Here is a 25,378-nt window from a genome sequence, read left to right as displayed (position 1 = left end):
CGGCCTACGCCGGGGAAGCAGCAAAAGAAGCGGCAGAGGAAGGAGAAGGGAAAGCGCTTCCCAGCCCACGGGACGCGCTGCAGACGTGCACCCGTCGCTCACGCCACTCGATACGTCGCCGCGTGGTCCACCGGAAACGCCACCGAGCGCGCGATGAAGCAATGCGCATGGATTTGCGCATGAATCGCATCCGCCGCCGCAGCATCGCTCCCGGCCGCGAGCGTGATGCGCGGGCGCAGCACCGCCCTGACGAACCGCCCGGTCCCGTCGGGCGCGCTTTCCGCCACGCCGAGCGGATCGTCCGCATAATCGGTCACCACGATCCCCGCGGTGCTCGCCAGATGCAGATACCAAAGCATGTGGCAGGCAGCGAGGCTCGCGAGCAGCATGTCCTCCGGGTTGGGCCGCGCCGGGTCGCCGCCCAGCCGCGGATCGTTCGAACATTGCAGGGCGACGCCGGCGGGCGTCACCAGCTCCCACGTCCGGTCATAGCCCTGGTAGCGCCGCGTCCCGTCGCCGCGATTCCCGGTCCAGCCGATCCGCGCGGTGAAGGCGTGCTCCGCCATGGCTATGCCTCGATGATGTGCGGCACGAAGCGCGCGGTGTTGCCGGTAATCGGCCCGTCCTCGCGGATCCCCATGCCGGCGGGCGCGCCATCGACCATCCACGCACCGATCACCGGGCGCTGCGTCCCGCTGCCGGGCAGGTCGTACAGCGCCTGATAGACGAATCCTTCCGCGCCATAGTCGCCCGCGGTCTCGGCGAGCGTCGCCCCGCCCCGCACCAGCGTCACGTTCGCGCCTTCGCGCGCGAGCAGCGGCTTGCGGACGTGATCTCCAGTGAGCGGCGTGCGCCGTGCCTCGAGCAGATTCGGATGATCCGGGAACAGCTCCCACAACACCGCGAGGATCGCCTTGTTGCTCCACAGCATCTTCCAGATCGGCTCGATCCACAGCGTCGTGCCGAGGCTCTCGACCAGATTCTTGCCGAACGGCTCGTTCACCAGCCACTCCCACGGATAGAGGTGGAAGATCGCGTCGATCGGCATGTTGTCGAGATCGACGAACCGCCGCCCCGCGCTGTCCCAGCCGAGGTCGGGCATTTCGATCAGCCGCGTCTCGATCCCCGCCGCGCGCGCGGTATCGGCGAGATAGGCGGTGGTGACGCTGTCCTCCCCCGCGGCATCGGCGACGTGCGCGAGATACAGCGCGCTGCTCCCCGGCGGTGGCGCGATGTCGCGCCATTTGGCGACGAGCGTGTCGTGCAGGCTGTTATACTGGTCGGCATTCGGGAAGACCGCTTCCTTCCAGTCCCACTGGATCACCGCCGCCTCGACCAGCGAGGTCGGGGTATCGCAGTTGAATTCGAACAGCTTGGGCGGATTGGTCCCGTCATAGCCGAGATCGAACCGCCCGAAATTGAGCGCGGGCGGCTCGGCGTTCCAGGAGTCGTGAATCGCATCGTGGCAGAAGGCGGGAATGCCGAAGTCGCCCAACAGTTCGCGGTCGAGCACATGCTGCCCCGCTGCGATGAACATCTCGTACAGGTCGGCGCTCGCCGCCTCGATCGTCGCGATCTGGGCGGGGGTGAAGATGTAGCACGCGCTCTCGTCCCAATAGGGCTTGCCGTCGGCGGTGTGCCAGACGAGCCCGAGCGCTTCGACTCGAGCCTGCCAGTCGGCACGGGGCGTGGTGTCGATCCGGCGCATCACTCGCCGCCCCCGCCGCCGCCGCGCGCGCTCATTCCGAAGCCCCCGCGCGAGACGGTGGCGGCGGATGCGCGCGCGTAGCTCGTCCCGGCGCGTGGCGACATGTAGCCGCCCGCGAGCGGGCGTCCCATCGCCGGAACGACGCTGCCGCGCGAAAGGTAATACCACGCCGCCGCGCCCATGATCGCGCCGTTCATGCCGTGCCCGCCACCGCTGCGCGCGCAATTGGCGTCCGCCGTGCGCACCCCGTTCGCATCACGGCACACCGCGACGTCGGACCGCGCGACATCGGTCGAGGGACCGCAGCCGCTCGCCAGCAACGCGGTCGCGACGGCGCTGGTGATCGGCAGGAATCTGGGATCGAACGTACGCTTGGTCATCAAAAGGCCTCCCCGTGTATGGCGAGCATAAGCCACGCGGGCCGGCGCGAACAGGAAAACCGAGGAAGCCGGATGCGCGTTACCGTGTTCCTGCGAACGCAGGAACCCAGAGCCGAGCAGACCAGCCGATGGCAATGCCGGCGACCCCTGGACTCCCGCCTTCGCGGGAGAACGGTGCACGACGGTTCTGCACCGACCAGCTCCGTCACCCGCCGCTCAGTCGCGCTTGTCCTCGACCAGCGCGAGGAACGGTTTGGCGAGCCCATGATACAGCCGCTCGCGGCACACCAGCGTGCTCGCCGCATCCGCGATCAGCGCGGTCGCGAACAGCGGCAGGATCATCCCCCGCGCGGCGGTCGCCTCCATCACGATGATCACCGCGGTGAGCGGCGCGCGCACCACCCCAACGAAATACGCCGTCATCCCGAGCAGCACGACCGCGCCCGCCGGTTCGGCACTGAACAGCCCGGTCAGCAGGTTGCCCAGCCCCGCCCCCACCGCCAGCGACGGCGCGAAGATCCCGCCCGGCGCGCCGCTCAGCGTCGTCGCCAGTGCTGCCAGGAACTTGGCCGGGCCGAACCATTGCGACTGCCCGGTCCCCTCGACCAGCGCGCGGGTCGCGCCATAGCCCGTCCCCCAGGTGCCGCCCCCGGTCGCAATGCCGAGCACCGCCACGACCAGTCCGCACCCGAGCGCCAGCAGCATCGGCCGGGACCGCGCGGCGGCGACCGGCCGCCACCGTGTCGTCGCGAAGCCCAGCACCAATCGCGAGAAGGCACCCCCGGCGGCACCCCCGAGAACGCCCGCGACCGGGGTCAGCGTCAGCACCGCGCTCACCCCGAGCGTCGCGTGCATCGCGCCGAAATAGACATAGTCTCCCGCGATCCCGAGGCTGGTCAGCCCAGCGATCATCACCGCGCCCATCACCAGCACCGCGACGCGCTGTTCATAGGCGGCGGCGAGTTCCTCGATCGCGAAGGCGACGCCCGCGAGCGGCGTGTTGAACGCCGCCGCCACGCCCGCCGCGCCGCCCGCGATCAGCACGCCCGCGGTGATCGGCACGCGGAAGTAGCGGTGGACCTTGACCATGATCGCCGCGCTGACCTGCACGGTCGGCCCCTCGCGCCCGACCGAGGCACCACCGAGCAGCATCACCACCGTCAGTACGAGCTTGGCCGCCGCGGTCCGCAGCGAGACCAGCGCCGCCGCCGCGCGCGATTCGGGCGCACGGCTTGCCGCGATCACCTGGGGAATGCCCGAGCCGCGCGCATAGGGCGCGAACCGCCGCGTGATCCACACCACCAGCACGAACACCGCCGGCGTCAGCGCGAGCGGCACATAGGGCCAGCGGACGACGAATGCCGCGAAGGCGGCCTGCGCCCGATCGCTCACGCCGGCAAACGCCAGCGCCGCGAGCCCGAGCAACACCGCGCCCACGCCCGTCGCCATCCGCCGCCGCAGCCGCCCGAGCTGTTCCCCCGCCCGTCGCGACCCGCGCCGCCGCCACACAATGGAGACCAGCCGGACGAGATGGGGGATGTTGCGACTCATGCGGTGCGTCATGCGGGATCGGTCCCGGGGATACCACCCGGGATTGCGCCGTTGCGCGCCGTCCGGCGCTCGCTTAGGCAGGGCGCATGAAACTGATCATCGGCAACAAGGCCTATTCGTCCTGGTCCATGCGCGGCTGGCTCGCGTGCAAGCAGTCGGGCCTGCTGTTCGAGGAAGCGGTCGTCCCGCTCTACGACGAGGAATGGGACAAGCGCCGCGAGGGCGACGAGTTCGCGCCGTCCTCGGGCAAGGTGCCGATCCTGTGGGACGGCGATGCGGTGGTGTGGGACAGCCTCGCGATCGTCGAATATCTCGCCGAGAAGACCAGCCGCGACCTGTTCTGGCCGGCGGACGATGCGGCGCGCGCGATGGCGCGGTCGATGGCGGCGGAAATGCATTCGAGCTTCACCGCGCTGCGCCGCAAGCACAGCATGAACGTCCGCCAGATTTTCCCGCCGGTCGCCCCGGATGCCGATGTCCTCGCCGACCTGCAGCGGATCATGGAACTGTGGGCGCAGGCGCGTGCCCGCTTCGGCGGGGACGGAGACTTCCTGTTCGGCGCGTTCGGCGCGGCGGACATCATGTATGCGCCGGTCGTCACGCGGATCGTCACCTATAGCCTGCCGATCGCGCGCTTCGCGAACGGGTATATGGACGCCGTGCTCCACCACCCGTTCGTGCAGGACTGGATCGCACAGGCGCAGGAAGAAGAATGGGTGATCGAACAGTTCGAGCAACCCGCTACGACGGCCTAGCGCTACCGGAGCCGGGGGCGCCGCTGCGCCGCACACACCGGCTGCAACCATCGCAACGGCCCCTTGGCCGCCACTCCGGCGAAGGCGAGACCTGTGCAAAACCATAGGTGTTCCCCCGCGGAGGCGGGAGCCCAGGCGTTGCGAGAGCCGTAAGCTGTTGTTTTGCTCGGCCCTGGATTCCCGCATTCGCGGGAAAACAGCAGACTAGGGGTCCGTGCACCGCCTTCGCATTGGGCGTACGAAGGCCGGGGTCGCTGCGGCGCCGCACACGCCGGCTCCTTCATCGCATCGCCCCCCGGCCGCCACTCCGGCGAAGGCGAGACCTCTGCAAAACCATAGGTGTTCTCCCGCGAAGGCGGAAGCCCAGGAGTCGCGAGGGCCGTAAGCTGTTGTTTTGCTCGGCCCTGGATTCCCGCATTCGCGGGAAAACAGCAGACTAGGGGTCCGTGCACCGCCTTCGCCTTGGGCGCGCGAAGGCGCCGCACACACCGGCTCCTTCATCGCATCGCCCCCCCGGCCGCCACTCCGGCGAAGGCGAGACCTCTGCAAAACCATAGGTGTTCTCCCGCGGAGGCGGGAGCCCAGGCGTTGCGAGGGCCGTGAGCCGTTGTTTTGCCCGGCCCTGGATTCCCGCATTCGCGGGAAAACAGCAGACTAGGGGTCCGTGCACCGCCTTCGCATTGGGCGCACGAAGGCGCCGCACACACCGGCTGCCCCCATCACAACGGCCCTGGCCTGCGCCGGGGTGACGAGCGCGTTCGCCAGCCCCCGACCGCCACCAGCCGTCACCCCGGCGAAGGCCGGGGCCGCCAGGGTACCGCAAGCACCGCCCGCCCACGTCACCATGGTCGCCGGCCGTGACGCGTACGGGCGTCAGGCGGCGGTACGGACGGCCCGCCACCGCGCTATCGAACGGCGGCGGATAGCCGGTCGCGTTGGTTTGCGGGATTTGCGCGAGATCGCGCTTCGGCACCATCGTTTCGAGGTTGCGCCTGCCAGCCTGACGCATCTCGGTCGTTTGGACAGGCCAACGAAAAGGCCGCCGGTCCGCATGGACCGACGGCCTTTCAGCGTGCGCAGCGCGCGTGGATCAGGCGTAGGCGACCTTCGCCTGCTCCTTGCGGCGCGACCGCAGGCCCAGGCCGATCATGCCGAAGCCGGCCAGCATCATCGCCCAGGTGGTGGGCTCGGGAACTGCGCTCTGGACTGCGGAGAAGGAGAACTGGCCGGCGTAATCGCTGGTGTCGCCCCCCGCGACGGCCTTGTTCCCGCTGACGTTGTCCGCGTGCGAGCGATCCCAGGCGAAGCCCGTGAAGGTATAGGTCGTGTCGCCGACCGTCGACGACGTCGCGTCGAGGACGCCGCTGATGCCCTTCTGGTAGATGCCCGAGATCGTCGCGCCGTCGGCGAACTTCAGGGTCATCGTGTAGCTCGGGTCCGAATCGGTGGTGCCGCCGATCGGCCAGCCGTCACCGTTGATCGTGAAGCTGTTGAGGCCCGCCTCGGTCGGATCGTTGATCGCCTGACCTTCGGGGTTCATGATCTTGCCGTACGGCTGCTGCAGGAAGACCGTATAGAAACCGGTCGCGCTCGTGGTGTTCCAGACAGTCGAGCCGTTCGAGCCGGTCACCGCTGCACTGACGAGGTTGGCAGCGGCGTTCGCGCCGGTCGAAACGAGCGCCATGGCAGTGGCGGCGGCGGCGAACAGGATGGCCTTAGTCATTCACTTTACTCCAGAAATTACCGTACTTCTCGAGCACAGGCTTCGCAAAAGCTGTGCCAGTTCAGCAATTCCGCGCGCCTTTATCGTTAACGCCTTTCGCACCTGTAAGCAGGGCCGACGGGTCTGGTCAGCGGTGCTTTTTTCCCGCGACCGTCCCGGGGGATTGAATGCGATGCGCGCTTGGGCGATGCCGGACGGCATGCAGTCTCCTTATTCCGCCGATGTCGTCGCGCTTGCCTCCGCGCTGATCGCCTGCCCCAGCGTCACCCCCGCCACCGGCGCGGTATTCGACGTGCTGGCCGATACGCTGGTACCCTTGGGGTTCACGATCGACCGGTTCGTGGCCGGCGAAGCGCCGGACGGTCCCGTCGAAAACCTGCTGGCGACGCGTGCGGGTACGGGGCGGCATCTTGCCTTCGCCGGGCACCTGGATGTCGTTCCCCCGGGTCAGGGCTGGACCGACGACCCCTTTACCCCGACGACGCGCGGGGGCCTGTTGCAGGGGCGCGGCGCGGTGGACATGAAGGGCGCGATTGCGGCGTTCATCGCGGCGATCCCGGAAGCGCCCGGCGCCCCGCTCAGCCTCATCCTTACCGGCGACGAGGAAGGCCCCGCGATCTTCGGAACGCGCGCGCTGATCGATCGCATGCGCGCCCGTGGCATCGCACCCGACCTGTGCCTCGTCGGAGAGCCGACGTCCGCGCATCGGCTGGGCGATACGATCAAGATCGGCCGGCGCGGATCGGTCAATCTCTGGATCGCCATCGCCGGTCGGCAAGGGCATGTCGCCTATCCGCACCTTGCCGACAATCCGATCCCGCGCCTGATCGCGATCCTGCGCGAGATCGAGACGATCGTCCTGGACACGGGCAATCGCTGGTTCCAGCCGTCGAACATCGAAGTGACCGACATCACGGTCGGCAACCCGGCCACCAACGTCATTCCCGCGCGCGCCGAGGCGCGGCTGAGCATCCGGTTCAACGACGAACAGAATGGCGCGGCGCTGGTCGCGCGGATCGAAGCGCTGGTCGCGCGGCACGATCCCGCCGCGACCGTTACCGCGCGCATCTCGGGCGAGGCATTCCTGACCGAGCCAGGGCCGCTCTCGACGCTGGTCGCGGCGGCGATCGAGCGGCAGACCGGGATCGTCCCCGAATTGTCGACGACCGGCGGAACGTCGGACGCGCGGTTCCTGTCCGCCCTGTGTCCGACCGTCGAATTCGGATTGCTCAACGCCACGATGCACAAGCTCGACGAGGCGGTTGCGCTGGAGGATCTGGCGGGGCTGACTCGAATCTATGCCGACATCATCGCGCACGTGGCGCTGGAGCGCCCATAGGATCGTCGGCGCGAAGCGCTCGCGGTGGGGTCCCCTCCCGCTACTGCGTCTTGCCCCCGCCAAGGAATAGGGTGTTGCGCATCAAGGTTAACGGGGCGTGACCAGCGTCATCCGAAATATCGATCAGTCAAATACCGATCGTGATGTGACAGTCTTGTCATAAAGTGATCCGGTTGCTGGTTCGCACCGCGCGTCGTTTCGCAGTTCGAATGACCGTCGTCGAGGAAATGACCCGCAGTGTACTTCGCGGATCGTGCGAGACCACGGGTGCGCGCTGCGCAATTCGCGGCAATTTGTGCAGGATTCGACGCTGCGCCTGTTGACTTCGCGTCACAAATGGCGTCGAGCGCGCTCGTGATCGCGTATTGGAGCACGAGGTTGAGTTCGCAGACCCTGGTAGTTACGCCCAGCGTTCCCTTCGCGATGGACGGATCGCGATACTATCTCGACATCAAGGCGGTCGACGGACTGAAGCGCTACGCGGCCTTGTGGCCCGGACGCGTGCGCTGCTTGATGCGCAGGGGGGATCGGTCGCAGATCGTCTTCGGCAAGGCGTATGACGCGGCGGACCTCCCGTTCGACGTGGTTGCCCGTGGCGACGCCCCGGACAGCAATCGCGCCGACTTCGACGACGCCGCGATCGTGCTGGCCGCTGGCGACAGCTACGGCGATCTGGCGATCCCCGACGTGACCACCACGCCGACCGTGTTCATCATCGAGAATACGCTCGTCACGCGCCTGCGCATCCTTCGACTGAGCCAGGGGCTGACGCTGCGCACCGCCAAGTCGATGGCCTGGATGGTGCTGCGCGAGCGCGACCGTCGCCGTGCGTTCGAGCAGGCCGCCGGGCTTCAGGCAAACGGCAGTCCGGCGTTCGACAGCTACCAGCACCTGTCCGAGGCGCCGATGCGCTATTTCGACACGCGCATGACCCGCAGCCAGCAAGCGTCGCCGGCGGAGATCGACCGGAAGGTCGCGCAGGCCCTTGCGGGCGCGCCGATCCGGCTCGCTTTTTCGGGTCGACTGGCGCGGATCAAGGGCGTCGACCATCTGGTGCCGTTCGCCGAGGCGCTCCAGCAGACCGGGACGCCCTTTGTGCTCGACATCTTCGGCGACGGTCCGTTGCGCGCCGCCATGCAGGACGCGGCGACGCAGAGCGGCCTGGGGGACAAGGTGCGGTTGCACGGCGCGGTGCCGTTCGACGAAACGCTGGTGCCGACGCTGAAACAGACCGCCGATCTGTTCGTCTGCACGCATCGTCAGGCCGATCCGTCCTGTACCTATATGGAAACGCTCAGCTGTGGCGTGCCCATCGTGGGGTACGACAATGCCGCCTTCCGGGGCATCGCGGCGCTGGGCAACGTCGGCGTTACCGTGCCGATGGACGATGTGAGCGCGCTGGCGCGCGCCGTCGCGCGGTTGAGTGCGGATCGTCCTGCGCTCGCGGACATGATCCGCGCGGCCGGGCAAGTCAGCCAGGACCATAGTTTCGAAAACGTCGTCCAGCAGCGGATCGATCATTTACGGACGATCGCGCAGGTCTGAGTCCCCGTTCGAGGCTCCCAGACCGCGCGATCCGGCAAGGGTCTATTGTGCTTTCGCGACCCCGACGAGCGCCGGCCGCAACAGCCGGTCCTTGATCATGTAGCCCGACTGCATTTCCTGGACGACCGTGCCCGCCGGCTGGTCGCTCGGCAGTTCGAACATCGCCTGGTGGAAATTCGGATCGAGCTTCTCGCCGATCGTCGTCATCTTGGTGATGCCGTGGCGCTGGAATACCGCCTCGAGCTCCCGACCCGTCGCTTCCAGCCCCGCGACGAGCCCCTTCATCTTCTCGTCGTCGCGAAGTTCGGCGGGGATCGCGTCGAGCCCGCGTGCGAGATTGTCCGCGACCGACAGCAGATCGCGCGCAAACGCGGTCGACGCATAGGCGCGCGCATCAGCGGTTTCCTTCTCCGCGCGGCGACGGATGTTCTGCGCCTCGGCGTGCGCATAGAGCACCGCCTGCTTCGATTCGGCGAGCTCCGCCTCGAGCTTCTCGAACCGCGCGTCGGCGGCGTCATGCTCGGCGACCTCGGGAGCGGCTGCGGCGGTTTCCTCGCGCAGATCCTGGGCCTGGTTGGTGTCGTTATCGCTCATGTCGTCCAAAAATCCCGTGTTCAACCCATCAAGCGCGCGAGTGTCGCGGCGGTATAATCCACCATGGGCACGACGCGCGCATAGTTCAACCTCGTGGGGCCGATCACCCCGACCACTCCGACCACGCGACCGTCCAGCCCGCGGAACGGTTTGGCGATCACCGAGGACCCCGTCAGCGCGAACAACTTGGTCTCCGCCCCGATGAAGATGCGGGTCGCATCCCCTGCCGCAGCATTGTCGAGCAGCCGCGCAATATCCTGTTTTCCCTCGAGATCATCAAGCAGATCGCGCACCCGTTCCAGGTCGGCCGCGGCGGCATCATCGATCAGCCGCGCCTGCCCGCGCACGATCAGCACCGGGCGGCGGTCGCCATCCTCGCTCCACACCGCGAGCCCGCGCTCGATCAACGTGCGCGCGGCACCGTCGAGTTCGGCGCGCTCGTCGGCCATCTCGATCTCGATCCGCGCACGCGCCTCGTCGATGGTCAGCCCGCCGAGCATCGCGCTCATGTAATTGCCCGCCTCGACCAGCGCGGACACCGGGAGACCCGGCGGCAACGCGATCACGCGATTCTCGACCGATCCGTCCGCACCGACCAGAACCGCGAGCGCGCGTTCGGCCGACAGCGGCACGAAGCTCATCTGCCGCAACACCAGTTCGCGCTTGGCGACCATCACCATCCCCGCGCAGGCTGACAGACCCGACAGCGCGGCCGTCGTCGCGGCGATCGCTTCCTCGACCGGCCCGGCATGCGTCAGCCGCGCCGCGATCGCCGCCTGTTCCTCGGCAGAGGGCTCCAGCGCCTGCATCATCCCGTCGACGAACAGCCGCAGCCCGGTTTCGGTCGGCATCCGCCCGGCGCTGGTGTGCGGTGCCGCGAGCAGCCCGAGTTCTTCCAGATCCTGCATCACGTTACGGATCGACGCGGGCGACAGGTTGAGCCCCGACAGATGCGCGATCGCGCGCGACCCGATCGGTGCGCCGGTGTCGAGATAGCTCTCTACCACCACCCGGAAGATGTCGCGCGCACGGTCGTTGAGTTCGGTGATCGGGGCTGCGTTCATGCCTGTCATATGGCCCCCCTTGACGCTCCGCTCAACCGGCGCGGACAACGACCGGATCGTCGCACCTGATCGAGGTTATCCTCTTTTCGCAGGAACCGCCCCGCCCCCCCGGCGCGTTAACGACACCGCAACCCAGGAGGGCCCGATGCCAGACGTCACCACCGACGATGCCCCGTTATCCGCATCCAAACACACCTCTGCCGCGGTCGAGGCGATGACCGACTCGCTGCTCGAAAAGCGTGGCGATTCGGTCGTCGGCCGCGCGGTCACGATCAACCGGCCGCGTGCCGAACTCTTCGCCTATTTCCGCGACTTCACCAATCTTCCGACCTTCATGGACAATGTCGAGCGGATCGACGTGCTCGACGCCAAGCGGTCGCATTGGGTGGTGAAAGCCCCCGGCGGCAAGACGGTCGAATGGGATTCGGTCGTCACCGACGAAGCCGACGGCGAGTATATCGCCTGGGCCTCCGAGCCGGGCGCGGACATCGACAATAGCGGTCGCGTCGACTTCCGCGATGCGGGCGCACGCGGCACCGTCGTCACCGCGACTTTGCTCTACGATCCGCCCGCGGGTGTCGTCGGCAAGCTGATCGCCAAGCTGTTCCAGCGCGAACCCGCGATTCAGGCGCGCCGCGACCTGCGCCGCTTCAAGCAATTGATGGAAACCGGCGAAGTCGCCACCGCCGCGCAGACGCGCAAGCAATATGAAGAGGAGAAGGCCTGATGCGCGCGCTGACCTGGCATGGCCGTCACGACGTCCGCGTCGACACCGTCGACGATCCCGAGATCATCAACCCGCGCGACGCGATCATCAAGATCACCGCGACCGCGATCTGCGGCTCCGATCTTCATCTGTACGACGGCTATATTCCGACGATGCAGTCGGGCGACATCCTCGGCCATGAATTCATGGGCGAAGTCGTCGAGATCGGCCCCAAGTCGACTCTCAAGAAAGGCCAGAAGGTCGTCGTCCCGTTCACCATCGCGTGCGGCAGCTGCTATCATTGCGGCAAGCACCAATATTCGGCCTGCGACAACGGCCTGCCCGCCGACAATCAGGACATCGCGCAGACGCTGTACGGCCAGCCGATGTCCGGGCTGTTCGGCTATAGCCACATGACCGGCGGCTATGCCGGCGGCCAGGCGGAATATGTCCGCGTGCCGTTCAGCGACGTCGGCCCGATCGTCATTCCCGAGGGGATCGACGACGAGAAGGTGCTGTTCCTGTCGGACATTCTGCCGACCGGCTGGATGGCGGCGGAGAATGCCGACATCGAGCCCGGCGATACTGTGGCGGTGTGGGGCTGCGGCCCGGTCGGCCTGTTCGCGGTGCAGTCGGCGTTCCTGATGGGGGCCGAACGCGTGATCGCGATCGATCACTTCCCGCGCCGCCTCGAGCTGGCGAAGAAGTTCGGCGCGGAGACGATCAACTTCGAGGATTCCGCGGTCTATGACGCGCTGATGGAGATGACCGGCGGGATTGGTCCCGATGCGGTCATCGACAGCGTCGGATTGGAAGCACACGGCTTCTTCGTCGACAACGTGATCGATCAGATCAAGAAGTCGACCTTCCTCGGTACCGATCGCACGCACGCGATCCGTCAGGCGATCTATGCCTGCCGCAAGGGTGGCCGTGTCTCGATGCCTGCGGTGTACGGCGGGTTCGTCGACAAGTTCCCGCTCGGCGCGTTCATGGAAAAGGGCCTGACGCTCAAGACCGGCCAGACGCATGTGCAGCATTATCTTCCGGGTCTGCTCGCCGCGATCCTCGAGGAGAAGATCGACACGACCTTCCTCATCTCGCACCGGCTGTCGCTCGAGGAAGCCCCGCAGGGCTACAAGATGTTCCACGACAACCAGAATGAGGTGACCAAGGTCGTCCTCAAGCCCGGCCTCGCGCCCACGCTCTGACCCATATTTCAGGAGAGACCAACATGGCCAACAAACTCGCAATCGTCACCGGCGCATCGACCGGGATCGGCTTCGAACTCGCCACCATCGCGGCGAAGCAGGGCTACGATCTGATCGTCGTCGCAAACGAAGCGCTGATCGATTCCGCCGCCGCCGACTTCAAGCAGTTCGGCACCGACGTCCAGTCGGTCAACGCCGACCTGTCCTCGATCGACGGCGTCGACCAGTTGCTCGATGCCACCGCGGGCCGTCAGGTCGACCTGCTCTGCGCCAATGCCGGGATCGGGACCGGCGGCGCGTTCCTCGACCAGGACGTCGCCAAGTGGCGGCGCTCGGTGGACACCAACATCACGGGCACGGTCTATCTCATCCAGCGCGTCCTCAAGGACATGGTCGCGCGCGACGATGGCAAGATCCTCGTGACCGGGTCGGTCGCGGGCTACATTCCGGGCGCGTTCAACGCGGTCTACAACGGCACCAAGGCGTTCGTGGACAACTGGACCGAGGCGCTGCGCAACGAGATCAAGGAGTCGAAGGGCGTCACGATCACGACGCTGATGCCCGGCCCGGTCGAGACCGAATTCTTCGACCGCGCCGGCATGAACGACACCAGCGTCGGCCAGAGCGACAGCAAGAGTGATCCGGCCAAGGTCGCGAAGGACGGCTGGGAGGCGCTGTTCGCGGGCAAGGGCAGCATCGTCTCGGGGTTGTCGAACAAGCTGCAGGTTGCGGCCACGGGCGTCTTGCCCCCGTCGTTCGTCGCCGAGCAGCATCGCAAGATGGCGGAGCCGGGCAGCGGGACGGAGTAACGCGCGTTGGCGGCATCCCCGGCCATAAGCGCCGGGGGTAGCCGCTAACCACGCTTCTGTTTTTAGCGCTTCCCCGGCGAAGGCCGGGGCCCAGTAGAGAGAAGCCTGGGGGCGACCGTTTCACCCGACCACATCGGACCTCTCTACTGGGCCCCGGCCTTCGCCGGGGAAGTAACAGGGTGGGGGAAACCCGCTACTTCTCCTCATCCCCGCCTTCCCCACGCTCGGTCCGTCAAACCTGCCTCACCTGAAATCACATCCGGCCCCCGCAGGAGCGAATAACGGCCCACTGCGCAGTCCCCCCCGGCGAAGGCCGGGGCCCAATAGTGAGACGGGTAGAAGCGGACGCTGCGCCCGATCTGCTCTGACCGCTCTATTGGGCCCCGGCCTTCGCCGGGGAGGCGTGCAAGGGTGATGGCGGCATGATCGACCTTCCTCGTCGCCGCCTTCCCCACGCTCGATCCGTCAAATCCGCTTCACCTGAAATCATATCCGGCACCCGCAGGAGCGAATAACGACCCACTGCGCAGCCCTCACCCCCCCCGGCGAAGGCCGGGGCCCAGTAGAGAGAAGCCTGGGGGCGACCGTTTCACCCGACCACATCGGACCTCTCTACTGGGCCCCGGCCTTCGCCGGGGAAGTAACAAGGTGGGGGAAACCCGCTACTCCTCTTCGTCCCCGCCTTCCACACGGTCCGACGTCCAAACCTGCTCGCCTGCAACCGTATCCGGGACGGCCATTCCGGCCGCCGTCCTGGTCGGACGGTAACGAAGTTTTGCAACGGTCAGCCCGCACGTCGCCGCGTCCAGCCGGGCGTTGCCGCTGGAGCGCGTGATCCGGCACGCAGTGACGCGGCCCTTGACGCCGACGACAAATTCCATCTCGACGGTGCCTGTGACATTTGCGGCGTACAGGTCTCGCGGCAGATCACGATAGCGAAGCGGCCCGCTGATCAATCGGAGCGGGATCTCCCCGCCCCCGCCGCCATCGCCATCCCCGCCGCGACCGCTGCCGCGTCCATTGCCCTGCCCGCCGCTCCCCGTCCCCGGCCCGACCACGGGTGCCGCCCCCGCCTTGGAGTCCGTCCCCGGCCCGGCCACGGGTGCCACCACGATCGGCGGCGGCTTGGGCAGGCGGATCACCGGTGGCGGCACTACGACTTCGGTCGGCTTGGCGGTGAGGTTCGGCGGTGCGGCTTCGGCCTCCTTGCGCTTCTCCGCCTTGCGCGGTGCGGGCACGACCTCCTTCTTGGGCGGCGGCGGAGCGGGCGGAAGCACCGAAAACGCCTTCATCTCCTCGACCACGCGGGTGCGAAAATCGACCGACAGCCCCGTCACCAGCCCGTATCCGATCGCCACCACCAGCAACGCGGCCCCGCCCGCCCCCTTGATCCGGTCGCCAGTCGAGGAAGGTTGGTAGGTCGTCATCAGGGGGTCGGGCTCCGGGGTCGCGGCCCCTTCAGATAGGGGTGACACTGTCCCAACGCACGGGTAGGTCGTCGCGACCATTCTCAGGAGATTCCCGATGCGCCCCAGCGGCCGTACCCCCGACCAGATGCGCGCGATCACGATCGAGCCGCGTTTTACCCGTCACGCCGAAGGATCGGTGCTGATCGGTTTCGGCGACACCAAGGTGCTCGTCACCGCCAGCATCGAGGAAAAGGTCCCGCCGTTCCTGCGCGGCAAAGGCGAAGGCTGGGTCACCGCCGAATACGGCATGCTCCCGCGCGCGACGCACACCCGTGGCAGCCGCGAAGCCGCCAAGGGTAAACAGTCCGGCCGCACCCAGGAAATCCAGCGCCTGATCGGGCGCAGCTTGCGCGCGGTTACCGACCTCAAGCTGCTCGGCGAGCGCCAGATCGTGCTCGATTGCGACGTGATCCAGGCGGATGGCGGCACGCGCACCGCGTCGATCTCGGGCGCGTGGGTCGCGCTCCGCCTCGCGATCGACGGGCTGATGGCGAGCGGCAAGCTCACCGCCGATCCGCTGACGCAGAAGGTCGCGGCGATCAGCTGCGGGATCTACAAGGGCACGCCGGTGCTCGACCTCGACTATGACGAGGATTCGAACGCCGACGCGGACGCGAACTTCGTCCTGCTCGAAAACGGCAACATCGCCGAAGTCCAGGCAACCGCCGAGGGCGCGACCTATGACGAGGAAGCCCTGCTCCGCCTGCTCCGTCTCGCGCGGATCGGCTGCACCGACATCTTCGCCGCCCAGGCGCGGGCGGTCGCCAAGTGACGCCGACCGGGGATGAGGGCGTGGCGCCCCAGGCGATCCGCAAGCTAGCCCCCGGCAAGCTCGTCATCGCCAGCCATAATGCGGGCAAGGTCCGCGAGATCGGCGCGTTGCTCGCCGAGCACGGGATCGAGGCGATCTCCGCCGCCGATCTCGACCTGCCCGAGCCCGAGGAAACCGGCACGACCTTCGTCGCCAATGCCGAGCTGAAGGCGCTGCAGGCCGCCGACCTGTCGGGCCTGCCCGCGCTCGCCGATGACAGCGGGCTGTGCGTCGAGGCGCTCGGCGGCGATCCGGGCGTCTACACCGCCAATTGGGCGGAAACGCCCAACGGGCGCGACTGGACGCTCGCGATGACCAAGGTCGAGGACGCGCTCGTCGCCAAGGGCCCCGATGCCAGCCGCAGCGCGCATTTCGTCTGCGTCCTCGCGCTGGCGTGGCCCGACGGGCACGTCCAGTGGTTCGAGGGCCGCGCCGAGGGCACGCTGACGTGGCCGCCGCGCGGCGCGGTCGGGTTCGGCTACGACCCGGTGTTCGTGCCCACCGGCAGCGACCAGACCTATGCCGAGATGGACCCCGCGCAGAAGCATGCGATCAGCCACCGCGCCGCCGCCTTCGCGCAGATGACCGCGGCAGTGCTGTAGGTCCGCGCAGCCCGCTACCGAAAAAACCCGGCGGTCGCGCGACCGCCGGGTTTTTGGGCACCCGCTACGCCGGGGATCAGGCCAGGGTCAGCTTGGTCGAGCGCTTGCGATAGCGCAGCGCGGCGCCCATCAGGCCGAAGCCGGCCAGCATCATCGCCCAGGTGGCAGGCTCGGGCACCGCGGTCGTCACCGATGGCGTGAACTTGGCATAGACGAAGCTCGCCAGCGAAGCGGTCGACGTCTTCGATCCGATCAGCGACGCGAAGGTGAAATCGAGCGACGTGGTCGGCATGTTGACGGTGTCGGTCACCAGCGCGACGCCATCGCTCGCCGCGAACGGGATCAGGACATTGCAGGCGACGGCGCTCGTGCAGCCGGCCGTCAGCGCCGGATGCGTATCGAACGCGCCGGCCTTGCCGTTGAGGAAGACCTGCGACAGCAGCGCATTGCCCGCGGCCAGCGCGCTCGACAGCGTGGTGAAGGAAAAGTTGCCGGTGGTGCAGCCGCCGAACACGCCCGAGCAGGTACCATCGAGGAAGGCGACGTCATAGCTCGCGCCACCGACGGTCACGCCGGTTGCGCCCATCAGCTTGCCGCTGCTGACGATCGGCGTCGCGGCCGTGGCCGGCACCGCGGCAATGGCGCAGGCAAGTGCCGCGGCGGCCGAAAGGCTCTGGATCATCTTCATGGGATACGCCCTGTATTGCTGGGCCACGATCTGGCCGGTTGATGCAACCGGCTGTAGCGCCAGACAAAATGGCAGCAACGGCCAATATCTGCCTGTTAACCAAGGATTGTTCCAGAAGAGGATAGGTCTTCTCTGTGCAACGATCGCTATGTTTCAATGTGGCACATGATGAAGATCTTGCCGCGATCGCGCGCCATCTTCGCCTCAGCCCACACGTTCTCCAATGACATTTCCTGGCGGCGAGTAGCGGCACACGAGATAGTCGTCCTCCCGGCTGCTCCGCAGCGCGCACCCGACTCGGGTCGTCGCGCGCCAGATGATCTGGGTGTAGTGCGCGACGTCCTCGCCCCGTCCGGTCCGGCTGAAATCGGGGGTGACCGCGTCGACGAAATCCTTTTTCTCGGCGACCCAGAGGTCCACCATTTCCCGATAGGAATAGGCGCCCCGCGTCCCGCGGAACAGCGTCTCCCCTTCGCGTCCAGGACCCATCGGCTGGTCGGCGTGGCGGAACCGCCCCGTCACGACCAGCGTATCGGCATAGACCGCCGCATCGGCCGCAAGCGCATCGTCCCACTGCAACGGCGGCGCGCCGACCTCGGCCCGCGCCGCGGCGTGACCGGCCAGCATCGCGGCCTTGAGCAGGGCCTCGCCGCGCGGATAGCTGCCGGCGATCACCCGCGGCTCCACCACGCGTTCGGGCGCCGCGACCTGGCATCCGCCGAGCACGATCGCTGACAGCACGGCCATCATCCGATTTTTAAGGCCCCCCAACCTTTCCACCGTCATCGTCTGCCTGCATAGCACGATCGATGCCCACTGCCCCAATCCCTGCTGCCGATCTGACCGTATCTCCGCTCGCGCTGTATGTGCATTGGCCGTTCTGCGTCTCGAAATGTCCATATTGCGACTTCAACAGCCACGTGCGCGACGTGGTCGACCAGGCGGCCTGGCGCAAGGCATTGCTCGCCGACCTGCGCTACGAAGCGGCTGCACTGCCGGGACGGCGCTTGGGCTCGATCTTCTTCGGTGGCGGCACCCCCTCGCTGATGCCCCCCGAAACCGTTGCGGCGGTGATCGACGCCGCCAAGACCTATTGGGCGCCCGAGCCCGACATCGAAATCACCCTTGAGGCCAATCCGTCTTCGGTCGAGGCTGCACGCTTCGCCGATCTCGCGCGGGCGGGGGTCAACCGGGTTTCGCTCGGATTGCAGGCGCTCGACGACGCCGCCTTGCGGTTCCTGGGGCGTGCACACGACGTGACCGAGGGTCTGGGCGCGCTGGCCACCGCCCAGGCGGCCTTCGCACGGGTTAGCTTCGACCTGATCTACGCGCGCCCTGGCCAACGTCTGTCGGACTGGCAAACCGAACTGGAGCGCGCGCTTTCCTTCGGGACCGAGCATCTGTCGCTATACCAGCTGACGATCGAGCCGGGCACGCGGTTCGCGACCGAGGCGGCGGCGGGGCGGATCGTCATTACCGACGGCGATTCGGCAGCCGATCTGTTCGAGGCGACGCGCGCGATGACCGCGGCGGCGGGATTGCCGGCATATGAGATCTCCAACCATGCCCGGCCCGGGGCAGAAAGCCGCCACAACCTCGTCTACTGGCGGTACCGCGACTATGCCGGCATCGGCCCGGGAGCCCACGGCCGGCGCGGCGGACTCGCGACGGCACGCCACAAGAAGCCTGAGAACTGGATGACGGCCGTCGACCGGAACATGCATGGGGCCCAGATCGAGGAGCTACTCCCCCCCGCCGACCGTGCAACCGAGGCGTTGCTGATGGGGCTGCGCCTGCGCGAGGGAGTCGATCTGGCGCGGATCGCCAGGGTCGGCGCAACGACCATCGACCGGCTGATCGACACCCCAGCAGCGGACCGGCTCATCGCGCAGGGACTACTTGCCCGGAACATGGATTGGTTAGGCGTGACCGAAGCAGGCATGCTGCTGCTGGACGCGATCCTGCCGCTGGTCGTGCGGACGGACTGAACCCGAGACCGTGATCCGGGGAAGGTCATTGCCGCAGGCACTGCCTGCAACGCCCTCCCCCGCCTCGCACCGGACAGCAACTGGGCCCCGGCTTCACCCGGGGGCCCGTCGACCAGAGCAGGCGCTTATCCTAGAACCCCGTCGGCGCGGGCGACACGGTCACGGTCGTCCCGCCGCGGATCTCCTGTACCTCCAGCGCGCGTTCGGCGACATTGTCGCGACCGAAACGAAACGCGCCGTCGATGCCAGAAAATCCGCCACGATCGTGCAACCGGTCCTCCGGGAACGCGGTCCCCATCGACCAATCGCGCATGATCCGGATCGTCAGCAAGACGGAATCATAGCCAAGGCTCGACAGCCGGAACGGAGCCGCCCCGAAGCGCGCGCGGTATTTGGCGGCATATTGGCGATACAATCCGTCCGAGACGCTGGCGAACCAGGCGCCGTTCAACGCCGTCTTGCTGGCAATCGCCGCTTCCGAATTCCACAATTCCGTCCCGAGAATGCGCGCGCCTCCCATGCCATTGCGACGCAACACGGGAACCCCGGCGGCTGCGGCCGAGCCGCCATCGGCAATCAGGACCGCCTGATACGGGGCGCTCTTGGCCATCCGCGCGATCGCGGCGGTCATCGCGCCGCCGACCCGGTCGTAGGTCTGGAGCGACCCGACCCGTCCGCCGGCCGATTCCACCGCACGCAGGAAGGCGGTCGATGCGCGCTCGCCATAGACGCCGTTGGGCACGAGCCCGCCGAAGCTGGTAACGCCGTGCGCCGCCGCATAATCGACTACACGGCCGATCGACTGAGCCGGTGCATAGCCCAGCAGATATACGCCGTTGCCAGCGGCGGTGGTGTCGTTCGAATAGCTGACCACGGGCACATGCGCCTGTTTGGCGATCGGCGCGACGGCGCGCACGTCATCGGCGAGCAACGGCCCCAGGATCAGCTGATTGCCATCGGCTAGCGCGCGTTGCGCGGCCTGTGCCGCACCGGACGCAGTATCGTACGTCGTGATGCGAACCGATTCGTTGCGCGAATCCAGCAGCGCGAGCTGGGTCGCATTTGCCAGACTCTGCCCGACGCCCGCATTGGTGCCACTGAGTGGGACAAGCAGCGCAACCCGGTGGCGCGCGGTATCTTTCGGAATGCCTTGCTCGAACACCGGCTGCTGCGACTGGCTGGGTCCTGCTGCGGGACGCGGACGGGGCACGGCGCCCCGCGGCACGACCGTCTGGCACCCGCTGAGCACCACCGCGCCGGCTACCAGCGTCGCCTGCGAAAGCCGCCTTATTCCGTTGCGCCGTTGCGCCCCTGTATCCTGCTCTGCCATGACCGCTCCTGATGACCAATGATCTTTCCCCGGGCCTCTACATCGTTGCGACCCCCATCGGCAATCTCGGCGATCTGTCGCCGCGTGCCGCGCACATCCTGAGCCATGCTGCTGTGATTGCGGTGGAAGACAGCCGCGTGACGGCGAAGCTGCTGCACCATATCGGGGTCAAACGCCCGATGGTGCCGTATCACGACCACAATGCCGAGGAGGTCCGCCCCGGGCTGATCGCGCGGATGGGAATGGAGCCGGTCGCCTTGGTGTCGGATGCGGGGACGCCGCTGATCTCGGATCCGGGCTACAAGCTGGTCCGCGATGCGCGCGCGGCGGGGCATACGGTGTGGACGATCCCGGGGCCATGCGCGGCGGTGGCGGCGCTGACGCTCGCGGGCTTGCCGACCGATCGGTTCCTGTTCGTCGGGTTCCTGCCCGCCAAGGCGCAGGCGCGCGCGACCGCGATCGCCGAGATCGCGACGATCCGCGCGACGCTGGTGCTGTACGAAAGCGGCCCGCGGTTGGGCGTCACGCTCGCCGCGCTGGCCGAGGGGCTCGGTGACCGCGAGGCGGCGGTGACGCGCGAGATCACCAAGCATTTCGAGGAAGCGGTGACGGGCACGCTGTCGATGCTCGCCGCGCGCTATGCCGATGCGCCGCCCAAGGGCGAGATCGTCGTGGTGGTGGCTCCGCCGGGCGCGCCCGACGCCGCAAGCGCGGAGGACGCGGATACCGCGCTGACCGAGGCGCTGACGCGGCTTTCGACCGGACAGGCGGCGAGCGAAGTCGCCAAGAAGCTCGGGCTGGATCGCAAGACATTGTACGCAAGGGCGCTGGAATTGAAGGCGTGAGCGACGCCCGCCCCTTGTCACTCCCCTCCCTGGAAGGGAGGGGCTGGGGGTGGGTCGGTCCGTTGGTCGCGCTACGGATATCCCCCACACCAACCCACCCCCGGCCCCTCCCTTCCAGGGAGGGGAGGAGAGTCACAACTCGCCGAAAGCACAGTCCTTGGTAAGGGACCGCCGCGTTGCCGAAGCCGCGGGCCGACGCGGCGAACGGCTCGCCAGTTGGTGGCTGCGGCTCCACGACTGGGAAATCCTCGCGCGCCGCGTGCGCACCCCAGCGGGCGAAGTCGACATCGTCGCGCGCAAGGCGAACCTCGTTGCGTTCGTCGAGGTCAAGCAACGCAAGACCGCCGCCGCGCTCGACTTCGCGATCGACGAACGCCGGCTCGCGCGGGTCGCGGCGGCGGCGGAAGTGCTGATGCCGCGCTTCGCGGGACCGGGCGACGACATTCGCGTGGACGTGCTGCTGCTTGCACCGGGGGTACGCCCCCGGCATATCGAGAATGCGTGGATCGCGTGAGACACGTGTCGCGAATACCACCATCCCGTTCGTTTCGAGCGAGGTCGAGAAACCCGGCACAGCGCAGGTTTCTCGACTTCGCTCGAAACGAACGGTTAGGTCAGGATTGATAGCCCGTCGTCGGAACGGCGGAGCCTGCTCGGGGTGACACGCCGCGATCGACCCCCTATCTGCGCCGGGTAACGGAAGAGTCCCGGACGGAGTTACGATCAATGAGCCTGACAGTCGCCGTCCAGATGGACCCCATCGCTTCCATCAACATCACGGGCGATTCGACCTTCGCGCTGATGCTGTCGGCGCAACAGCGCGGGCACAAGCTGTTCCATTACAATGCCGAGGCGCTCAACTATTCGAACGGCCGGGTCTGGGCGAAGGCCGAGCCGGTCACCGTCCAGCGCGTCGAGGGCAACCATTTCACGCTCAGCGAGCCGGTGAGCCTCGACCTCGGCGACGAGGCGGATGTCGTGCTGATGCGGCAGGATCCGCCATTCGACCTCGGCTATATCACCGCGACGCACCTGCTCGAGCGGATCGCGCACAAGACCTTGGTGGTCAACGACCCCGCGCAGGTCCGCAACGCGCCCGAAAAGGTGTTCGTGCTCGATTACGCGCAGTTCATGCCGCCGACGCTGATCACCCGCTCGCTCGACGAGGCGCGCGCGTTCCTGGCGGAGCATAAGGAAATCGTGATCAAGCCGCTCCACGGCAATGGCGGCAAGGCGATCTTCAAGGTCGGCAGCGACGGCGCGAACCTGTCCGCGCTGATCGAGGTCTTCAACACCATGTGGCGCGAGCCGCATATGGTGCAGGCGTTTCTCCCCGATGTCGCGAAGGGCGACAAGCGCATCGTGCTGGTCGACGGCGAGGTCGCTGGTGCGATCAACCGCTTGCCCGGTGAAGGCGAGATCCGCTCCAACCTCGCGGTCGGCGGGTCGGCGGTGAAGACCGAGCTGACGGACAAGGAACGCGAGATCTGCGCGGTACTCGGGCCGGAGCTCAAAAAGCGCGGGCTGCTGTTTGTCGGGATCGACGTGATCGGCGGCGAGTGGCTGACCGAAATCAACGTCACCTCCCCCACCGGCATCGTCGCGATCGAACGCTTCGATGGCACGGATGTCGCGGGGATGATCTGGGACGCGATCGAACGCAAGGTCGCGGGCTGACGCCCGCTTCGCGATGACCGAACTGATCATCGAACTGACCGCCTGGGGCGGCTATTTCGGCATTTTCCTGCTGATGGTGCTGGAAAATGTGTTCCCGCCGATCCCGTCCGAAGTCATCATGGGGCTTGGCGGGATCGCGGTCGCGCGTGGGCAGATGAGCCTCGTCCCGCTGATCGTCGCGGGGACCGCGGGGACGGTCGCAGGGAATTACTTTTGGTACGCGATCGGCTACCGGCTCGGCTATCACCGGTTGCGCCCGGTCGTCGACCGGTACGGCCGCTGGCTGACGCTCGACTGGCAGCATGTCGAGAAGCTCGAGGCGTTCTTCCGGGCGCGCGGGCAATGGGTCGTGTTCGTGTTCCGCTTCATGCCCGCGTTCCGCACCATGGTGTCGCTGCCCGCCGGCATGGCGCGGATGCCGCACCTGCGCTTCATCCTGTGGACCGCCGCGGGGTCGGCGATCTGGAACACCGGGCTGGCCTATGCCGGTTACTATCTCGGCGCGAATTTCCGGGAGCTCGACGCGTTCATCGGCCCGGCGGCGGTGGCGCTGACGGTCGCGATCGTGGTGGGGTATGTCTGGCGGCTGCTGACGTGGAAACCGCGCGGCTGAACGCGGTTTTGCTGCACTGCGGTAGTAATTGTCGGGTGCGCCACCCATCTGCCGGTCAACGCGGGCTCATCGCCCGTTGGAGTAGACATTATGAATATCCTGATTGTCCTTACCTCGCATGACCAGCTCGGCGACACTGGTGCCAAGACCGGCTTCTGGCTCGAGGAACTTGCCGCCCCTTATTATGTGCTCAAGCAGGCTGGTGCCACGCTGACGCTCGCCTCGCCCAAGGGTGGCCAGCCGCCGCTCGACCCCAAGAGCGCCGACGAGAGCGCCAAGACCGACGATACCCGCCGGTTCGAGGCGGATGCCGACGCCAAGGCACAGCTCGCCAGCACGGTGCGGCTCGACTCGGTCAAGATCGAGGATTTCGACGCGGTCTTCTATCCTGGCGGGCACGGTCCGCTCTGGGATCTCGCCGAGGATTCGACCTCGCGCGCACTGATCGAAGGCGCGATCGCTGCCGACAAACCGGTCGCTTTGGTGTGCCATGCACCGGGCGTGCTGCGCCACGTGCGGGCTGCCGACGGTACGCCGCTGGTCGCTGGCAAGAAGGTCACGGGCTTCACCAACACCGAGGAAGCTGCGGTCGGGCTCACCGACGTGGTGCCGTTCCTGGTCGAGGACATGCTGACGCAGAACGGCGGTGTCTACTCCAAGACCGATGATTGGGGCGTCCACGTCGTGCGCGACGGGTTGCTGATCACCGGGCAGAACCCGGCGTCGTCCGCTGCGGCGGCGGAAGCGTTGGTCGCGGCGCTCCGCTAAACCTTCAGCATACGCGCGGCTTCCGTCACCCCGGCGAAGGCCGGGGCCGCCATGTTGGTCGCGAAGCCGACGTTCCGGATCACAACATGGCGGCCCCGGCCTTCGCCGGGGTGACGGCTGTGATTCTTCCGCTACGCCGTCAGGCGCGCGGGTGCGCGTTGCGATAGACGTCGAGCAGATGCGCCGCATCCACTTGCGTATAGATCTGCGTCGAGCTCAGGCTCGCATGCCCCAACAGTTCCTGCAACGCGCGCAAATCCGCCCCGCGCCCGAGCAGATGCGTCGCGAACGAATGCCGCAACGCATGCGGCGTCGTCCGGTCCGGCAATTGCAGCCGCACCCGCGCCCGCTGCACCGCGCGGCGCACCATCCGTGGCGAAAGCGGCCCGCCTTTCGCGCCGCGAAACAGTTCGGCATCGCGCGCGGTGCCATAGGGGCACAAAGCGACATAGGCCTCGATCGCGGCTTGCACTTGCGGCAACAGCGGCACGATCCGCGTCTTGTCACGCTTGCCCGTGACGACCAGCGTCGCGCCGAGCGGCAACGCCGCACCGGTCAGCCCGAGCGCCTCCGCCACCCGTAGCCCCGCGCCGTATAGCAAAAGCAAAACCGCGAAATCGCGCGCGCCGATCCACGGTTCATCCGGATCTTCGGATACGTCCTCCGCCAGTGCGATCGCCTCGGCGGGTGAAATCGGGCGCGGCACGCCTTTCGCGACGCGCGGGCCTTTGAGGCGCGGCGTGGTGCCAGCGCCGGTGACGTGATCGAGGAACCCCCGCACCGCCGACAATTCGCGGGCGGCCGAGGCATTGCCGATCCCCTCCCCACGCCGCGCGGCGAGAAACGCGCGCAGGTCTGCGGTGGTGACGCGGGCGAGCGCGGCCTTGTCGATCGCTTCGCCCCAATGGGCTTGGAGGAAGCCGCACAGCCGCACTGCGGTGGCTTCGTAGGCGCGCACGGTATGCGGGGAGCGCCTGCGGTCGCGCGCGAGATACTCGGCATAGGCGCGGGGGAGGTCGCTCATGGGGTGGGTGTAGCGGATGTCTGCCGCAAGGTGAAACCGAAAGCCCCTCCCCTTTAGGGGAGGGGTTGGGGTGGGGAAGTCCAGCAGAACTAGCTCTCTATGAGACACAGCCCCACCCCCAACCCCTCCCCTGAAGGGGAGGGGCGTAAGGAGAAGAAGGGCGCTCCCAGAAGGCGAGGGC

General features: G+C 67.4%; 26 protein-coding genes and 1 pseudogene. 14 read left to right on the top strand and 13 right to left on the bottom strand.

Translation table 11 applies throughout. The features are described from left to right. Window positions 1-98 precede the first annotated feature (98 nt). The 4 genes from L8G49_RS07190 to L8G49_RS07175 form a co-directional block, all read right to left on the bottom strand. On the bottom strand, window positions 99-566 hold the full coding sequence (locus tag L8G49_RS07190) for an OsmC family protein (RefSeq protein ID WP_242183527.1): 468 nt from the start codon (window positions 564-566) through the stop codon (window positions 99-101). 2 nt (window positions 567-568) lie between these two features. Then, window positions 569-1,708: a glutathionylspermidine synthase family protein gene (locus L8G49_RS07185; RefSeq protein WP_242183526.1), complete on the bottom strand. Its 1,140-nt coding sequence runs from the start codon at window positions 1,706-1,708 to the stop codon at window positions 569-571. Next, the gene (locus L8G49_RS07180; protein WP_242139596.1) at window positions 1,708-2,088 is read right to left on the bottom strand and encodes a hypothetical protein; all 381 of its coding nucleotides are present in this window, start codon (window positions 2,086-2,088) and stop codon (window positions 1,708-1,710) included. Before L8G49_RS07180 ends, L8G49_RS07185 begins: the two co-directional genes overlap by 1 nt. Window positions 2,089-2,304: 216 nt before the next feature. Further along, the gene (locus tag L8G49_RS07175) at window positions 2,305-3,639 is read right to left on the bottom strand and encodes a chloride channel protein (RefSeq protein WP_242183525.1); all 1,335 of its coding nucleotides are present in this window, start codon (window positions 3,637-3,639) and stop codon (window positions 2,305-2,307) included. A gap of 86 nt (window positions 3,640-3,725) precedes the next feature. On the opposite strand from L8G49_RS07175, the gene L8G49_RS07170 reads away from it, so the two are divergent. Further along, the gene (locus tag L8G49_RS07170) at window positions 3,726-4,394 is read left to right on the top strand and encodes a glutathione S-transferase family protein (protein ID WP_242183524.1); all 669 of its coding nucleotides are present in this window, start codon (window positions 3,726-3,728) and stop codon (window positions 4,392-4,394) included. A gap of 868 nt (window positions 4,395-5,262) precedes the next feature. Here L8G49_RS07170 and L8G49_RS07165 read toward each other — a convergent pair. Both L8G49_RS07165 and L8G49_RS07160 read right to left on the bottom strand, forming a co-directional pair. Continuing rightward, window positions 5,263-5,367 (bottom strand): annotated as a pseudogene (locus L8G49_RS07165) (transcriptional regulator); the annotation flags it as partial. A gap of 117 nt (window positions 5,368-5,484) precedes the next feature. Further along, the gene (locus L8G49_RS07160; RefSeq protein WP_242139593.1) at window positions 5,485-6,117 is read right to left on the bottom strand and encodes a PEPxxWA-CTERM sorting domain-containing protein; all 633 of its coding nucleotides are present in this window, start codon (window positions 6,115-6,117) and stop codon (window positions 5,485-5,487) included. Between the two features lie 199 nt (window positions 6,118-6,316). Between L8G49_RS07160 and dapE the strand changes: the two genes are divergently transcribed. Next, window positions 6,317-7,456 (top strand): succinyl-diaminopimelate desuccinylase, encoded by a 1,140-nt coding sequence (dapE, locus tag L8G49_RS07155; RefSeq protein ID WP_242139625.1) that lies wholly within the window; start codon window positions 6,317-6,319, stop codon window positions 7,454-7,456. A gap of 378 nt (window positions 7,457-7,834) precedes the next feature. After that, complete coding sequence (locus L8G49_RS07150; protein ID WP_242183523.1) at window positions 7,835-9,001, top strand: glycosyltransferase; 1,167 nt, start codon at window positions 7,835-7,837, stop codon at window positions 8,999-9,001. A 42-nt stretch (window positions 9,002-9,043) separates the two neighbouring features. Here the strand turns inward: L8G49_RS07150 and grpE are convergent, their stop codons facing one another. Both grpE and hrcA read right to left on the bottom strand, forming a co-directional pair. After that, the gene (gene grpE, locus L8G49_RS07145) at window positions 9,044-9,595 is read right to left on the bottom strand and encodes a nucleotide exchange factor GrpE (RefSeq protein WP_242139591.1); all 552 of its coding nucleotides are present in this window, start codon (window positions 9,593-9,595) and stop codon (window positions 9,044-9,046) included. 20 nt (window positions 9,596-9,615) lie between these two features. Continuing rightward, window positions 9,616-10,659, bottom strand: coding sequence for a heat-inducible transcriptional repressor HrcA (hrcA, locus tag L8G49_RS07140; protein ID WP_242183522.1), 1,044 nt, complete (start codon window positions 10,657-10,659; stop codon window positions 9,616-9,618). A gap of 145 nt (window positions 10,660-10,804) precedes the next feature. Between hrcA and L8G49_RS07135 the strand changes: the two genes are divergently transcribed. The 3 genes from L8G49_RS07135 to L8G49_RS07125 are packed head-to-tail and all read left to right on the top strand — an operon-like array spanning window position 10,805 to window position 13,382. After that, complete coding sequence (locus L8G49_RS07135) at window positions 10,805-11,386, top strand: SRPBCC family protein (protein ID WP_242183521.1); 582 nt, start codon at window positions 10,805-10,807, stop codon at window positions 11,384-11,386. Next, window positions 11,386-12,573, top strand: coding sequence for a zinc-dependent alcohol dehydrogenase (locus tag L8G49_RS07130; protein ID WP_010215963.1), 1,188 nt, complete (start codon window positions 11,386-11,388; stop codon window positions 12,571-12,573). The genes L8G49_RS07135 and L8G49_RS07130 overlap by 1 nt, the downstream gene beginning before the upstream one ends. 23 nt (window positions 12,574-12,596) lie before the next feature. Continuing rightward, window positions 12,597-13,382, top strand: a complete 786-nt coding sequence (locus L8G49_RS07125) for an SDR family NAD(P)-dependent oxidoreductase (RefSeq protein WP_242183520.1) — start codon at window positions 12,597-12,599, stop codon at window positions 13,380-13,382. A 662-nt stretch (window positions 13,383-14,044) separates the two neighbouring features. Here the strand turns inward: L8G49_RS07125 and L8G49_RS07120 are convergent. Beyond that, on the bottom strand, window positions 14,045-14,809 hold the full coding sequence (locus L8G49_RS07120; RefSeq protein WP_242183519.1) for a TonB family protein: 765 nt from the start codon (window positions 14,807-14,809) through the stop codon (window positions 14,045-14,047). Window positions 14,810-14,906: 97 nt separating this feature from the next. On the opposite strand from L8G49_RS07120, the gene rph reads away from it, so the two are divergent. Then, entirely contained in the window at window positions 14,907-15,623 is a 717-nt protein-coding gene (gene rph / locus L8G49_RS07115; protein WP_131527368.1) for a ribonuclease PH, read from the top strand. Further along, window positions 15,620-16,264 carry an RdgB/HAM1 family non-canonical purine NTP pyrophosphatase gene (gene rdgB, locus L8G49_RS07110; protein WP_242139587.1) on the top strand — a complete coding sequence of 215 codons (645 nt, stop codon included), beginning with the start codon at window positions 15,620-15,622 and terminating at the stop codon, window positions 16,262-16,264. Before rph ends, rdgB begins: the two co-directional genes overlap by 4 nt. 76 nt (window positions 16,265-16,340) lie before the next feature. Here rdgB and L8G49_RS07105 read toward each other — a convergent pair whose 3' ends face one another. Beyond that, complete coding sequence (locus L8G49_RS07105) at window positions 16,341-16,952, bottom strand: PEPxxWA-CTERM sorting domain-containing protein (RefSeq protein WP_242183518.1); 612 nt, start codon at window positions 16,950-16,952, stop codon at window positions 16,341-16,343. 204 nt (window positions 16,953-17,156) lie between these two features. Beyond that, window positions 17,157-17,699 (bottom strand): CAP domain-containing protein, encoded by a 543-nt coding sequence (locus L8G49_RS07100; RefSeq protein ID WP_242139623.1) that lies wholly within the window; start codon window positions 17,697-17,699, stop codon window positions 17,157-17,159. 62 nt (window positions 17,700-17,761) lie between these two features. On the opposite strand from L8G49_RS07100, the gene hemW reads away from it, so the two are divergent. Further along, window positions 17,762-18,940 (top strand): radical SAM family heme chaperone HemW, encoded by a 1,179-nt coding sequence (hemW, locus tag L8G49_RS07095; protein ID WP_242183517.1) that lies wholly within the window; start codon window positions 17,762-17,764, stop codon window positions 18,938-18,940. Window positions 18,941-19,070: 130 nt separating this feature from the next. Here the strand turns inward: hemW and L8G49_RS07090 are convergent, their stop codons facing one another. Next, entirely contained in the window at window positions 19,071-20,270 is a 1,200-nt protein-coding gene (locus L8G49_RS07090) for a penicillin-binding protein activator (protein WP_242139584.1), read from the bottom strand. Between the two features lie 11 nt (window positions 20,271-20,281). Between L8G49_RS07090 and rsmI the strand changes: the two genes are divergently transcribed. From rsmI to L8G49_RS07065, 5 genes are all read left to right on the top strand, one after another. Beyond that, window positions 20,282-21,115: a 16S rRNA (cytidine(1402)-2'-O)-methyltransferase gene (gene rsmI, locus L8G49_RS07085; RefSeq protein ID WP_242183516.1), complete on the top strand. Its 834-nt coding sequence runs from the start codon at window positions 20,282-20,284 to the stop codon at window positions 21,113-21,115. Window positions 21,116-21,272: 157 nt separating this feature from the next. Then, complete coding sequence (locus L8G49_RS07080) at window positions 21,273-21,629, top strand: YraN family protein (RefSeq protein WP_242183515.1); 357 nt, start codon at window positions 21,273-21,275, stop codon at window positions 21,627-21,629. Between the two features lie 212 nt (window positions 21,630-21,841). Next, window positions 21,842-22,792: a glutathione synthase gene (gshB, locus tag L8G49_RS07075; protein WP_242183514.1), complete on the top strand. Its 951-nt coding sequence runs from the start codon at window positions 21,842-21,844 to the stop codon at window positions 22,790-22,792. A gap of 13 nt (window positions 22,793-22,805) precedes the next feature. After that, the gene (locus L8G49_RS07070; protein WP_242183513.1) at window positions 22,806-23,405 is read left to right on the top strand and encodes a DedA family protein; all 600 of its coding nucleotides are present in this window, start codon (window positions 22,806-22,808) and stop codon (window positions 23,403-23,405) included. Between the two features lie 90 nt (window positions 23,406-23,495). Beyond that, window positions 23,496-24,173: a type 1 glutamine amidotransferase domain-containing protein gene (locus L8G49_RS07065; RefSeq protein WP_242183512.1), complete on the top strand. Its 678-nt coding sequence runs from the start codon at window positions 23,496-23,498 to the stop codon at window positions 24,171-24,173. 139 nt (window positions 24,174-24,312) lie between these two features. Here the strand turns inward: L8G49_RS07065 and L8G49_RS07060 are convergent, their stop codons facing one another. Then, on the bottom strand, window positions 24,313-25,197 hold the full coding sequence (locus L8G49_RS07060; protein ID WP_242183511.1) for a tyrosine recombinase XerC: 885 nt from the start codon (window positions 25,195-25,197) through the stop codon (window positions 24,313-24,315). Window positions 25,198-25,378 lie beyond the last annotated feature (181 nt).

The sequence above is a fragment of the Sphingomonas sp. CARO-RG-8B-R24-01 genome (assembly GCF_022662295.1).
Classification (GTDB): domain Bacteria; phylum Pseudomonadota; class Alphaproteobacteria; order Sphingomonadales; family Sphingomonadaceae; genus Sphingomonas.
This window is presented reverse-complemented; position numbering and strand designations above follow the sequence as displayed.